The sequence below is a fragment of the Algoriphagus sp. genome (assembly GCF_024642405.1).
Lineage (GTDB): Bacteria > Bacteroidota > Bacteroidia > Cytophagales > Cyclobacteriaceae > Algoriphagus.
Map to the genome: position 1 here is coordinate 1 of NZ_JAHEBC010000090.1, position 14,093 is coordinate 14,093.

The 14,093-nt window shown below is 38.7% G+C and carries 12 protein-coding genes; 4 read left to right on the forward strand and 8 right to left on the reverse strand.

Translation table 11 applies throughout. From position 1 onward, the window contains the following. Together Q0L68_RS08915 and Q0L68_RS08920 are read right to left on the reverse strand one after the other, a co-directional pair. The coding region (locus Q0L68_RS08915; protein WP_296701879.1) for an aminotransferase class V-fold PLP-dependent enzyme at window positions 1–658 on the reverse strand (658 nt) is incomplete at its 3' end. Between the two features lie 48 nt (window positions 659–706). Continuing rightward, entirely contained in the window at window positions 707–1,201 is a 495-nt protein-coding gene (locus Q0L68_RS08920) for a GNAT family N-acetyltransferase (RefSeq protein ID WP_296701882.1), read from the reverse strand. 267 nt (window positions 1,202–1,468) lie between these two features. On the opposite strand from Q0L68_RS08920, the gene Q0L68_RS08925 reads away from it, so the two are divergent. Together Q0L68_RS08925 and arsS are read left to right on the forward strand one after the other, a co-directional pair. Further along, window positions 1,469–1,804, forward strand: coding sequence for an arsenosugar biosynthesis-associated peroxidase-like protein (locus Q0L68_RS08925; RefSeq protein ID WP_296701884.1), 336 nt, complete (start codon window positions 1,469–1,471; stop codon window positions 1,802–1,804). Window positions 1,805–1,807: 3 nt separating this feature from the next. Next, window positions 1,808–2,860 (forward strand): arsenosugar biosynthesis radical SAM (seleno)protein ArsS, encoded by a 1,053-nt coding sequence (gene arsS / locus Q0L68_RS08930; protein WP_296701887.1) that lies wholly within the window; start codon window positions 1,808–1,810, stop codon window positions 2,858–2,860. Between the two features lie 48 nt (window positions 2,861–2,908). Here the strand turns inward: arsS and Q0L68_RS08935 are convergent, their stop codons facing one another. Together Q0L68_RS08935 and Q0L68_RS08940 are read right to left on the reverse strand one after the other, a co-directional pair. After that, complete coding sequence (locus Q0L68_RS08935; protein WP_296701890.1) at window positions 2,909–4,738, reverse strand: SGNH/GDSL hydrolase family protein; 1,830 nt, start codon at window positions 4,736–4,738, stop codon at window positions 2,909–2,911. 176 nt (window positions 4,739–4,914) lie between these two features. Further along, the gene (locus Q0L68_RS08940) at window positions 4,915–6,354 is read right to left on the reverse strand and encodes an alpha-L-fucosidase (RefSeq protein WP_296701892.1); all 1,440 of its coding nucleotides are present in this window, start codon (window positions 6,352–6,354) and stop codon (window positions 4,915–4,917) included. Between the two features lie 189 nt (window positions 6,355–6,543). Here Q0L68_RS08940 and Q0L68_RS08945 point away from each other — a divergent pair, with 189 nt between their 5' ends. Beyond that, a complete protein-coding gene (locus Q0L68_RS08945; protein WP_296701895.1) occupies window positions 6,544–7,008 on the forward strand; it encodes a (2Fe-2S)-binding protein in 465 nt (154 codons plus the stop codon). Between the two features lie 3 nt (window positions 7,009–7,011). Next, on the forward strand, window positions 7,012–9,231 hold the full coding sequence (locus Q0L68_RS08950) for a molybdopterin cofactor-binding domain-containing protein (RefSeq protein WP_296701898.1): 2,220 nt from the start codon (window positions 7,012–7,014) through the stop codon (window positions 9,229–9,231). A gap of 73 nt (window positions 9,232–9,304) precedes the next feature. On the opposite strand, the gene Q0L68_RS08955 is transcribed toward Q0L68_RS08950, so the two are convergent. The 4 genes from Q0L68_RS08955 to Q0L68_RS08970 form a co-directional block, all read right to left on the reverse strand. Further along, window positions 9,305–11,350: a glycoside hydrolase family 3 N-terminal domain-containing protein gene (locus tag Q0L68_RS08955; RefSeq protein WP_296701901.1), complete on the reverse strand. Its 2,046-nt coding sequence runs from the start codon at window positions 11,348–11,350 to the stop codon at window positions 9,305–9,307. Window positions 11,351–11,823: 473 nt separating this feature from the next. Beyond that, the gene (locus tag Q0L68_RS08960; RefSeq protein WP_296701903.1) at window positions 11,824–13,275 is read right to left on the reverse strand and encodes a cryptochrome/deoxyribodipyrimidine photo-lyase family protein; all 1,452 of its coding nucleotides are present in this window, start codon (window positions 13,273–13,275) and stop codon (window positions 11,824–11,826) included. Between the two features lie 119 nt (window positions 13,276–13,394). Continuing rightward, complete coding sequence (locus Q0L68_RS08965) at window positions 13,395–13,763, reverse strand: DUF6624 domain-containing protein (RefSeq protein WP_296701905.1); 369 nt, start codon at window positions 13,761–13,763, stop codon at window positions 13,395–13,397. Further along, entirely contained in the window at window positions 13,760–14,041 is a 282-nt protein-coding gene (locus tag Q0L68_RS08970) for a hypothetical protein (protein WP_296701907.1), read from the reverse strand. The genes Q0L68_RS08965 and Q0L68_RS08970 overlap by 4 nt, the downstream gene beginning before the upstream one ends. Window positions 14,042–14,093 lie beyond the last annotated feature (52 nt).

The window sequence follows — 14,093 nt, forward strand, 5'->3', positions numbered from 1 at the left end:
AATAGGGTCCCAAAAGCCACTTATAGGCAGCGCAAATCAATGCGTCGATCTTAAACTCTTTGACATCCATCGGCATGGCTCCAACGGATTGTGTCCCATCCACGATGAAATAAGCTCCAACTTCTTGGCATCTTTCTCCAATTTCTTTCAAATTGAATTTGACTCCACTCATCCAATGAATAGAGGAAATCAATATAACGGCTGTATCCTGATCAATTGCTTCAATAATTCTTTCATTCCAACTTGCGCCTTTTTGAGCTATTGATGAATCTGGACTAATTATTACCAATTCGGAATCATTCTCCTTCGCCCATCTTTCCATAGCAAAATAGCCACTCGGAAACTCGTCTTTTACTACAAGTGCCTTCTTCCCTTTTCCTCCCGGCACATTATTCAAAACTGATGTAAAACCATAAGAAGTTGATGGGACAACAGCGACTTCCTTAGCTTCACAGTTTACCAGCTGACCAAAAGAATTTCTCACATCCATCACTCCATCGAAAAAATCATCTGGGGTAAATTCAAAAGGGTTTCTTTGTTTGATAATCGAATGAATGCCTGCTTCCTCGGAGCTTTTCAAAAAAGGAGCACGGTAAGCATTGTTTAAATAATGAACTTCTGGATTTAGATTAAAAAGATGTTTTTGACTTTGAAGCATTTCTATTTAGAATAATATTTATTATTAATTTTTTTCTGAACCTTAATCCTAGGTAAAACTTTTGAACATAATATAGGTATCTACAAAGCCTAATGTAGAATGCCGAAATCCACCTGGAGTGTTCCCTATTATTTCAAAACCAAATTTTTCCCACAGATGAACTGCCGCAGAATTAGTACTGACCACAATATTAAATTGAATTCCTTTGTAGCCTTTTTCTTTTGCATAAGAGATGGAATGCTCACATAATATTGTTCCCAAACCCTTTCCCTGATGATCCGGATGAACCATATAGCCGCAATTAGCAATATGACTTCCTAAGCCAATTTGATTGGGTTTGATGATGTAAGTTGCTATTATTTCCCCAAAATCACCTTCAATTACGAAGGTATCCATGAATTCCGCAAACCAATAATCCTTAAGTTTTTCCTTAGGGGTCTCCGGTTCAAATACGTAAGTATCACCAGATTGAATCACTCTAGAAAAAATCTTCCAAACTCCATCGAAATCGGTCTGGATATTCGCATGTCTAACCAGCTCCATAGCTAATAGTTATTTAAACAAATCAATCGATAAGTAGTATTTATCCTAGTAATCACCCTCAACATTCGCAAAAGTCCAACTATCAATTTTCTTCGTATGTTCTTTAATCTCATGAACCATTTTGAGAAATATCTTATTGCAACCATGTAAATAGAAGATTTACAATAAAGACACGCAGAAGACAATTGAGCTATTACGTGAGTTTATTTTGCTTAAATATTATAGAAACAAATAACTTATTCAAACAATACCAAGCTACCATACATCATGCAAAAAACATATTACGATCCAGCAGATTTAAAGAAATTCGGAAAAATTACAGAATGGAATGAGGAACTGGGAAATAAGTTTTTCGATTACTATAACAGCGTTTTCGCAGAAGGTGAATTGACCGCAAGAGAAAAGTCCCTGATCGCATTAGCGGTAGCACATACCATACAATGTCCTTATTGCATAGACGCTTATACCGGAGATGGTTTGACGAGAGGAATTACCAAGGGCGAAATGATGGAAGCACTTCATGTAGCTGCTGCAATCCGAGGTGGAGCTTCGCTAGTTCATGGCGTACAAATGATGAATAAAGTGAACAAATTGGAAATGTAAATGATGATTCAATCCTTAAAGCGTAGGGAAAGCACTTTAGCCAAAAGCGAAAAGCAGTTGGAGATTTTATCCAATGGACTTTTTGAAGAAGGTGATCTACCTACTTTTAAACAAAAGATCTCAGAATCTGATCAATTTCCTCTTCGACCAAAAACATTGGAAATTCTTCAGATCAATGTGGGCTACATGTGCAATCAAGTCTGTAAGCATTGCCATGTGGATGCAGGACCGGATCGCAAAGAAATCATGACACGGGAGACCATGGAGCAATGTCTGAAAGTAATCAAAAACACTTCTGCACATACTCTTGATCTAACGGGTGGTGCACCAGAAATGAATCCGAATTTCAGATGGTTTGTGGAAGAAGCAAGTAAAATCGGAGTAAAAGATTTTATTGTCCGATCCAATCTTACAATTATCAGATCAAATAAGAAATACCATGATCTTCCGGAGTTTTTCAAAAAGCATAACATCCATGTGGTAAGTTCTATGCCTCATTGGACAAAAGGAAAAACAGATTCTCAGAGAGGAAATGGGGTCTTTGATCAATCCATTGAATCCCTGAAAAGTTTGAATGAAATAGGTTATGGAATAGAAGGAAGTGGCCTCAAATTGGATTTGGTTTACAATCCTTCCGGTGCATTTTTGCCCGCTTCCCAAAGTTCTTTGGAAGCTGATTTTAAACATGCTTTAAAAGAAGATTTCGGAATCCAATTCAATAACTTATTTGCCATTGTCAATCTACCGATCAGTAGATTTCTGGATTATTTGATTGCTTCTGATAACTATGAGGATTACATGTATGCCTTGGTGGAAGCCTATAATCCTGCTACGGTCGCCAATGTCATGTGCACCAATACACTCTCTGTAAGTTGGGATGGGTATTTATATGATTGTGATTTCAATCAAATGCTGGAACTTCCAGTGAAAAGTAAGGTCAAACATATTTCTGATTATCAGGAATCCGAACTCCAAAATCGAGAGATTGCCATCAGCCAGCATTGTTATGGATGTACTGCTGGCGCAGGAAGCAGTTGTCAAGGAAGTGTTTCATAAAAGATAAAGGCCGAGTAAACTCGGCCTTTATCTTTTAATTCTCTTCTCTTACTTTTTTAAGGCAGGTAAAAGTGCTTTTGCTATTAACTGATAACCTTCTTCATTGGGATGAAGACCATCCGAAAAAAGGCCTTCATTTAACTTACCATCCTCACCTACCAAACCTTTCCCTACTTCCACATAAGCTGCATTTGCCAAATCTGCCATCTGAGAGATTTTGAGATTGATTTGATTTACTTCCTTTTCCATCCCCCGTCTAGGCAGAATCCCAACCATCAAAATCTCTGTTTTTGGTTGTCTTTCTCTAATTTCATGGATCAGATTTTCTAAGCCTTTCACGATTTCCTCGTCACTATTCAGACCTAGATTATTTGTTCCGATCATCAAAACAATTTGCTTGGCATTAAAACCATCGAGTTCATCATGATAGATTCTCCAAAGTACATTTTCTACCCTATCCCATCCGAAACCGAAATTTCGGACTCCAGCAGGTTTCAGCATTTCTTCCCAAGATTTCTGGCCATTCACTGCTTTTGAAATAGGTTCTCCTCCCCAAAAATTCACAATGGAATTTCCGAAAACCAAAATTTCAGGCGCTTTGTCCTGATTCATTTTTAAAATCTCCTGATGTCTTTCCTCCCATTTATACACCGCAATATCTCTGCTTTGGCTGGTGGGAATCGTAGTAGGAATAGTTCCTTTTTCCTCACTCAAAACATCAAGAATGAGCTTTTCGTAGGCATCCGCATATTGAATCATTCCGAAATCATTCGGATGGATGATATCTACAAAGGAATCAAAACCCAATCCCAAGGCCTCTTTTTCCAATAAGAAAATACCAGTTACTCCCTCAGCTTTCAACTCCAAAAAAGCCTTTTTATACTGCTCATTCAGCCTTTTCACATGATCCGAATTTTTAATATTCGTGAAAGCATCCGCGTAGCCAACATGCTCCGTCAAAATTATCGGCACATTTGGTCTTTTCGCTTTTAGCTGTCGAACTGCATTCAAGGTCAGATTATAGACGTCATCCCGATCTGGACTTAAATTTGGAAGGCAATCCAAAATGTAAACCTTTGCATCTAGCTCAGTTAGCAATTCAAGAACTTCCGGTTCCATTCTACCATTTCCAGAAAAGCCAAGATTTAGGACTGGTCTTTCCAAATTCCTTTCCAAAATATTTGTCCAAGCCATTCCGGGTCTTGATGCGCATGCTCCTTGACATATGGAAGTTCCATAGGCAACAATCGGTTTCTCTTTTCTAACTGGCAAAACCTCAAAAAATGAATCTTCTCCTACCCCGATTTCCAAATTTTCCACCTCATTATAAAGGGGCAAAAACAATTGGTACTCCCGGCCATACTTCGCGTATTTAGGCGAATCCTCATTGATTACAAAAATGTATTCAGATTCTTTGTTGATGGAATACTTCCCCCAAGACCGAAGCCATTCTCCATCATATGATTTGCTGTACAAATCCAAACCACTCACTCCTGTAGCAGGCATATGAGGCATGGAAACTCCTCTTGTCACATTATATTTTACTGTAATTGAATCAGCATTGCTCCAGAAGCGGATAGAGAGCCCCGCAGATTGTTTGGAAAGGTTCCAAACCGCTTCTCTAACTTCTGTTTCCGCCCGAGCCGGTAATCTATGGTAGATGGACGGAACTTCATCGGCCCAGGCCTGACCTGCAATCACTGGGAATTCACTTTGAGAAGGATTCCACCATTTTAGATTTTTTTCCTCTTGGGCAAATGAAATGGATATAAATCCCAATAAAAAAATCAGAGTATATACTCCTCGAAGGTTATTTTGACGGTTTTTCATAGTAGCTTCAAAATCGATATTATTTCTGAAAGAATACCTATTAGTCATTATGGAATGATTTTTTGAGCCAAAATCTTTAAAAATTGAAAGAGCCCTTCGGGTAGAATAAAAAGATAAGGCTAAAGCTAAGATACTATCCCGCAAAGCATATCTCAGGAGTGGAACGACTTTATTTCACCGGTGGCAAATTTTTGTCTCAAGAAGATTCAATATCTAGTTGACCTTTATTCCATCTGGTATTTCAATACAATTGCCGGAGAATCCGCCAACTTGTTTTGGATGCTCTTAGGAATTGAGACGATTGTTTTTCCATTTTCGGTTTTCCATCGAAGAGATTGCTTCTCCCCTAATACGTAAATCTTGCTTTCCTTTTTTGGGGCATTAACTGTCCAAGAAATAGTCTCAGCAAGTTTCTCCCCTTCTTCTAACGGCAAGAGTGCATACATTTCCTTTTCTTTTCCTTGAGTGAAATATAGCTTTTCATCTTTGAAATTTTCAATAGCTCTAGTTTCATAAATTCCTTTTCCATTCAATTCCAGCCAAGCTCCGATTTCTTCCAATCTCGAAACTTGCTCAGGCAAGAATAGACCATCTGCAGTTGGCCCAACACCCAGTAATAAGTTTCCTCCTTTTGCCACAATCTCAATCAGCAAGTGAATCACCTTTCTGGAAGGCTTGAATTTATCATTTGGTACAAAGCCCCAAGCTCCACCCAAGGTGATGCAACTCTCCCAAGGATTTGGAGACATGGTTGGTGGAATTCCTTGCTCTGGAGTTCTATAGTTTTCAAAAGGACCATGAACTGTCCGGTCCACAATGAGGATTCCTTCCTGATTTTCTCTCACCATTTCAGCCACTTTAGGCATATCTATTTCCTGGCTGAATTCAGGGATTGGAGCACCCCAACTCAACACTTCCTCATTCACCGTAGATTTTGGTCTAACCCATCCCCCATCTAGCCATAGGATATCGATATTCCCATAATTCGTGGTGATTTCATTCAATTGATTATGGGTAAACTGTACATATTGATTCCATCTCCAAGGATGTTTTCGGATATCATAATTGACATTTCGATCAGGTGTTGCTCGGTAATCCCACCAGTAATACTGCGAATGCCAATCCGGTTTTGAATAATATGCTCCTATCATCATGTCTTTTGCCCGGAAAGCTTCAAAAACATACTTGGCTACATCTGCTTTTGGATTGTTTGCAAAAGGTCCATTGGAGATTTTGTAATCCGTAAACTGGGTGTCAAACATATTGAATCCATCATGGTGTTTGGTCGTAAAAACCACATATTTCATCCCGGCTTTGGCCGCTGCATCAGCCCACTGACTTGGGTCAAATCCGGTGGGATTAAACTTTTCACTTAATCCCCAGTACCATTTTTTGTAATCCTCATAGCTCTGAGTAGTATCTCTTCTGTTGATCCAATCTTCATTGACAATGCTCCAAGACTCTACAATTCCAGGTACGGCATAAATACCCCAGTGAATCAAGATTCCGAATTTCTGATCACGCCAATGTTCTAGTTTCTCAACTACCTTGGGATCGGTAGGATATTGGTATTCAGAAGAAGTAGGGTGCAGTGTATTTTGAGCTTTAGCTCCAAAAGTGATGACAAAAGCAATCAGCACCAGCCAAAAAGATTTTTGGTTCATAGTTTTGATGGAATAAGAGGATTAAATAAAAGAGGGTAAAACCAAGAGTTAAAGGTAAAATGGATTGCTAGGGTGAGCAAGGAAAAAACAGCTTTTACCAATATTCAGTTTACAAAATTAATATCGGTTTGATCAACGGCATTCGAAATCAGTCTTCAAATCCTTATCTTAGAAATTAAAGTAAATCCCATGCCCAAATACAATCTCCATATCAACGGATCGCAGAAATCAGTTGAAACTGAAGCCGATACTCCGCTCCTATATGTACTTCGTGATTATCTCGAACTCAATGGCCCTAAGTTCGGATGCGGTCTTTCCCAATGTGGAGCATGTATGGTCTTAATTGATGGGGTGGCAGAAACTTCTTGCGTCAGACCTGTTGGCAGCATCAGAGACTCCAAGATCATAACTCTTGAAGGATTGGCCGATAATAATGAAAAACTCCATCCTGTTCAGGAAGCTTTTGTGCAAGAGCAAGCTGCCCAATGTGGCTATTGTTTGAATGGGATGGTGATCGCATCAGTAAGCTTACTTCGTAAAAATCCCAATCCCAACGATTCTGAAATCCGTGAGGGCTTGGAGTTAAACCTTTGTCGTTGCAGTGCACATTCCAGAATTCTTAAGGCGGTAAAATCAGCTGCAAAAAATCTTTAACCCATGATTGAATTACCTAAAACATCCAGAAGAAAGTTTCTAAGAAATATAGGGTACATCAGCGTGGGGTTTCCATTGTTGAGTTCTTGTTTTGCAGAGCAGGATCAAAAAATAGCTGCCCGGATAAACTATGATGGGAATTTACCTGGAAGTATGCGAAATGCGAGCAAAGTAAATGCATGGCTTCAAGTATTGGAAAATGGCAGGGTACTTGTTTTTTCAGGAAAAGTTGAATTAGGACAAGGAATCCGAATGGCTATTTGTCAAGTGGCTGCTGAGGAATTGGATCTTGAATTGGATCAAGTGGAAGTTCATTTGGCAGAAACAGGAGTTACCCCTGACGAAGGTTATACTGCCGGAAGTGGATCGGTACCAAACAGTGCCATGTCGGTTCGTTATGCAGCAGCGACAGCAAGGCAGAAATTATTAGAACTAGCAAGTGACAAACTTAAAACCTCCATCGAAAACCTGATTCTTTATGGTGGAAAAGTGAAAAGTAAGAATGGAAATCAAAGTCTGAACTTCGCTGAAATTTTGGAAGGGGCACAAATAGATTTGGAAGTAACGAGGCCTGTCCCAGTAAAAATAAATACCGAATACCGCTATGTGGGGAAGTCCATTCACCGGAAAGATATTCCTAAAATGGTAAGAGGGGAAGCGATCTACATTCAAGATCTTCGTTTCCCCGGAATGGTTCATGCGCGAGTACTTCGCCCAGCAAGCTATCAGGCGAAATTGCTTAGTATAGATCAATCAGATCTAACCTCACAAGTTTCAGGCGTCCTAAAAACCCATATCAATGGGAGTTTTGTCGGAGTGATTGCCGAAAGAGAATATCAAGCAATCCAAGCAGAAAACTTTTTGAGAAGGAAAGCAAAATGGAGCAGCGGCACAGAATTTCCTGAAGAAAAAAATCTATTTGATCATATAAAATCAATTGCTGATCCTGCAAGAAACGTCAGAGAGGAAGGAATCGTTTCCTCTGAATTTTCTAGCAAAAATACAATCAAAGCTAAATACACGAAACCCTATATTATGCATGGATCGATTGGTCCAGCATGCGGCATTGCAAAATATGATGGAGAGACGCTTCATATTTGGTCGCATAGTCAGGGAATCTATCCTATGAGACGTGCCATCTCAGGAATGCTGAAAATGGAAGAAAGTAAAATCCATGTGATTTCGGTTCCCGGAGCTGGATGTTTTGGACATAGCACAGCGGATGATGCCGCGGCAGATGCAGCAATTCTCGCTTTAGAATATCCTGGAAAGCATATTCGAGTGCAATGGTCAAGAAATGATGAACATACCTGGGAACCCTATGGTACTGCCATGATCATGGAGATGGAAGCTAGTCTAGATGATCAAGGAAAAATCACTGCCTGGAAATCTGATGTTTGGACTGATTCTCATAGCCTCCGGCCAGATTCTGACCCAGCAACGCTATTGGATACAAGATATTTGGAAAACCCTGTTCAGCTAAAAGGAAGAGGTTATTTGGGAGGCGGTCATAGGAATGCCGATCCTTACTATGATTTTCCAAACATGCAGGTAAACGCATATTTTTTTGAAGGTCCGCTCAGAGTATCTTCTTTGAGAAGCTTGGGTGCCTATAGTAACATTTTTGCTATCGAATCATTTATGGATGAACTTGCAGAAAAGGGAGATAAAGATCCAATTGAATTCAGAATTGCTCATTTGACAGATGAAAGAGCAATTGCAACACTTAAAAAACTAAAAGATATAACTCAATCACAGTCTGTGAAAGAGGGAGAAGGAATCGGCTATGCTTTCTCCAGGTATAAAAACAATACTGCCTATTGTAGCATTGCTGCCAAAGTAAAAGTGGATCCGGAAACAGGAAAAGTGAATATCCAGAAAATGTGGGCTGTGGGTGATGTGGGTCAAATCATTAATCTCGACGGAATCAAAAACCAATTCGAAGGTGGAATGATCCAGGCTGCAAGTTGGACTTTAAAAGAACAAGTCAGGTTTTCGGGAGAGAAAATCAGCAGCGAGGACTGGTATGATTACCCAATTTTTCGATTCCCAGAAATTCCCGAAGTGGAAGTTGAAATGATCGATCGACCCAATGAAAATGCAGAAGGTGGCGGAGAGGTTTCTATGCCTCCTACAGGGGCTGCTATTGCGAATGCTGTTTATCGGGCCAGCGGAAAACGGGTAAATGATTTGCCAATTACTTCAGAGAAGATTTTGGGCTAAAGTAAGTTTCAATCAGTTAGGGTAATTCAAACTTTTTACTTGGTATGACTCTAATTGGTTTAATACCTATAAATCAATACTTTAGACCAAACCCAAATGGAAATAGTGTGTCCTTTTCTGGATATCCGGGAGCATCTGGATCTTGAGCAGTTATAGCCTCTGGTTTATTTGCCAAAGCAAAGGGAAGTTTACCTGTTGGATTGAACTTACCCATAATAATATCCATAACAGCCGCATCACTGACTCCAAAAGTTGCCAAAATCACTCCGGTATCTAGAAATTTACTTGCTTCATCTATCACATAAGGCTGACGAAAATCAATAGACAAAATAGTTTTTTCTGGACCTACCTTTTCCATAATAGTCTGAATATCTTCCAACGAAGGGGAAATTTTCCATGAGTTGGATTTAGCCATATCAGAAAATGCCAAAAAATTCAATTCATCAGGTTGAGCTCCGCCAAACATACGCTCCATCCCGTTTGGATCATTTGAAACGTTAATTCTGATAATTGCATAATCTACATCCTCACCAACAACTTTCAATTGCTCCCCTTTAGATTTATCATAATCTCCCGAAATAGCCTTTAATCCTTTCCATTTTTGATCCTTGAAAATTTCTGTATTAACGCCCATCGTCAATAGTTTTAAGGAATCATTTCCGACTGGGATAGCCAGAGGAAGTACACTTTTATTCTGAAGTAATACGATCGATTTTCTTTGAGCTAAATCCGCCTTTTTTTGAAAGGAAGGATTTCCTACGAGATATGCGGCACGATTCGGATCTACAAACGGGTTTTCAAATAATCCCAATTCAAATTGTTCTTTTAGAAGCCTTCTTACAGAAAGCTCCACTTTTTCTTTTGAAAGTTTTCCAGTATTCACCAATTCAAGAAGTTGTTTATTATCATTAAATCCTGATAATATGTCCGTTCCTGCGTCTAAAGCAATCAGTATCTGCTCCTCAATCGATTTATCTTCCAAACCCCAAGCTCGATTTCCAATAATCCCAGTATCTGAATTCACATACCCTTTAAACCCAAGTTTTTCTCTCAAGAGTTCTGTTAAAATCCCTTTTGAAAAGGCCATTCCAACATTATTGGGAAGGTATGGCTGCCCAACTGGAATTCCGTAATATGGCAATATCGAGGAAGCTCCTGCTTCGATTGCTGCCTTAAAAGGAGCAAGATGATAATCAAAATTATTTGCAGGATAGACTTGGTTTTTACCAAAGTCATAGTGAGGATCCCCACCACCTTCTTGAGGGCCACCTCCTGGGAAATGTTTGATGGTTAGAGCAACACTTTTTGAGCTCAAAGACTCACCTTGCAAGTTTTTAATTAGGACCGAAATAATATCAGAAGCAAGTTTACTGTCTTCCGTGAAAGTCTCATGAACCCGATACCATCTTGGTTCTGTAGAAAGATCGGCCATGTAACCATACATTCCCCTAAGACCTATTGAAGTCCATTCTTCAGCCATTATCTTCGCAAAGTCGGCGATCAATTCTAGATCTTGAGTTGCCGCCAGACCACCTTCTTTTGGCCATGAGGAAAATGCACCTGATTCTACATTTATTCCTGCCCTTGCATCGAAATCCATATGATTTCGGGCATTGGACTTAAACATAAGAGGAATTCCAAGCCTCGTATTTTCAGCAATTTCCTGCACAGAATTCATGAATTGTGCTGCTTCGTAGGGGGTGATTTGAACTCCTCTGAATCCAATACTCCTTGCGCCGGTTCTTACTGGATTTTGAGTTACAGAATTTCTAAAAATGAACCTTGTCATTTTCTCATTTTCTATAAAATCTACTGCCTGATCTGAAACCTTACCATATTCTTCAGCATTCAGTGTATTAATCAATAGCATTCCTACTTTCTCATCCAAGGTCATTTGCATAAGAAGATCTTCGATTCGATGATCTAAAGGCTGTCTCCAATCTTCATAGACATCTAGTTTATTATTCTTATTGAGATCTTTAAATTGAAGCTGATCCTGTTGAATTAGCGAGATAGAGCGGGCTTCAATTTTGGGTTGATATGGGTAAGTTCCCTGTGCTATCACATTTGTAACACTAATCAACAAGAATAGAACGGCGAGTTTAATGGTATTTGGCATTTTAGGTTTTGGGTTAAAAAAATCAACGGTTAGGTTAAATTATTAATTTAAAACAATTATCGTTTCAAGGATGGGGATTTATTTAAGAAAAAAATGTATGAATCCTACATTTGAAACAATAGGGTGATTTTGAGAAAATCATTTTTTGTTGTTTGACTTATAAGTAATCCTTTTAAACAAATTATCCTCCTAGAATGCTTAAAATTAATATCTATATCCGCTATTATCCCAGTTATAATCTAAAGCGACATAGAATTCGGTAAATTGAAAAGAAATCGTTCTCCGGTCTTCCGTCATCGGTCTTCCAGCAAGTCAAACAAAGAAATTAAGCATATTGGTATCATTGCGGATAATCATAAATTAATTTGATCATGAGTTTTTAAATTGAAAAATAGAAAAAACGACTTGAGAATTGCTTTTAAAAACTTTTCACTTTCTAAATTTTTCGAGTGAATTTTACAGGAAATATATTCTTAAGAATTCCTTGTGTGGGTAGCAACGATCCTCTTGCTTTCTTTTTTTACAGCTTCGATGCTTCTGTGCCCCCAGATTTTCTTTCGGGCTTTTTTTGCACTTTCCTCAAGATTGATAATTGGAAAAGGATAATCAATTCCGATTTTCACCCCACAAAAAGATTGATCCATTTCCGTCATTTTCCAAGGTTCATGAATATGGTTGATTGGTACATTTATTAATTCCGGAACCCATTTTTTTATGAATATACCTTCTGGATCATGATCCTGAGACTGTTTTACCGGATTATACATTCTGATGGTATTAACCCCGGTAGTGCCTGCCTGCATCTGAAATTGGGGATAATGAATCCCGGGTTCATAATCCAAAAATTGCTTGGCAAGGTGATAAACTCCCTTTCGCCAATCCTGATCCAGATGATGACAAAGAAAGGATACCAACATAGCTCTCATTCGAAAGTTGATCCACCCTGTCTCCATCACACATCGCATATTGGCATCTATCATGGGAAAGCCGGTTCTCCCCTCTTTCCAAGCTTCTAATAAGTCTGGACGATCTTCCCGCTCCAGCAATTCATAGCCTCGATTGATGCAGGTGTGCTCGTATTCACACTCCACTTCGAATTTCTGGATAAAATGACAATGCCATTTCAGTCTTGTAAGAAATCCTCCAAAAGAACGCTTGTGAAGACTGAAGTTCTCATGATTTTTCACAAATTGATAGGCTTGTTTAATGCTAAAATTTCCCCATGAAAGATAGGGAGAAATACGTCCACAAGATTTTCTACTTTCAGTAGGTTTTGAGATATGATAGCTATATTTAGCACCTCTTTTTTCCACAAAAGATTTCAGGTATTTCCAGGCATTCTCTTCTCCTGCCGGCTGAAAAGAGTCAGAATAATTTTCAAGTTTGGTCTTAAGGTCTTTATTAAGGCCAATGGAATGAGTTAGAGGTGAAAGTTCATTCTTAGTATAGTTATTCTGGATGATGGGTTCATTCATTTTCACAAACCAACTTTTATCCCAACCCTGCCGATTCCTGATCCCTCGTTGGATTCCATCTCTTTGAAATTCGTTCCATTCGATCCCCTTTTCATCCAACAGCTTCTTTACTCTAATGTCGCGCTTCCAAGTAATTTCTACCCCACTTTCTTGGTAGCTAAAAATTTGATTGACTTCATAATCCTGACTGATCCGATCGAGTACATTCTCAAATTCCGAATGGAAAACTTCCACCTTCCTTTGATACTTACTCAGAACCGCATCCATCCCCAAAATACTGTGATAAGCAAACTGTAAATGACGATCCGAAGTATCGGGATGGGAGATTAAAGAAGGTTCAAAAAGATAAATTATCAAATAAGGCAAACCGGCTTTTTCAGCCTTTTGAAAGGGTTTATGATCTTGCGTTCGCAAGTCTCTTTTAAGCCAAACCAGATTTATTTTTTCCAATTTTCATCTCTTTACTTATCTGTAAACCATAGGTGGATGTTAGTGTTTTCAGGAAATGAGAGGAATGCTTTTGAATAGTTTCAGACTTATTAGATCCGGCAACAGTTCATTGAAAAAGTTTAATTCTCTTGGAGTTGTTTTTCTTTTAGAAATTCTTCCGTTCGCTTGATCTGTTCCTCCAAATTCCATTCGAAATTGAATCTGATTTTCAGATATTCAGCAATCGGCCCTAATCCTATTTCGGCTCTTTTTTTATCAATATTTGCTGGATCAAAAACCGACCAGACATTAAAGCTTTTTGTCTCTGGATAGTATTTCATTTTCTCGCCATTTATATGCAATTCACCCATTTCAGTAGCAATTCTATCTTCAGTTCTTACCAGTAAACTAGCTTCCAATTTCCCATCTTTTACCGCTTGTCGCATCAATGGTAAATATTCTATTCGAACCTCATTATCAGAATGCTGGAGTACATTGCAAATTGTCAAATTCCCCCGAGGCCAATCAATTCTTTGCGAGGCCAATCAAAACGATCCAAGAAATCTGTCACGGTTTGTTCATTCACAGCATGCTTTTCACGGTAAATTTCCTGATACACCTGAACCTCTTTGGAATCAAGCCCATAAATATCCATTAAAGAATCCCTGTTGGAAATAGGAGCTTGTTCTGTCAACCAAATATTTTCTAAAACAGGAATTAAATTTTCTTTCTGAAGGAAATTCTGAGCTTTAATTTTAGATGAAAGGGCAAAAATTAAAAAAAACATGAATGAAGTCTTCAAGATGATAAGACCTATAGTTAGGTTAATTAAAAATTAT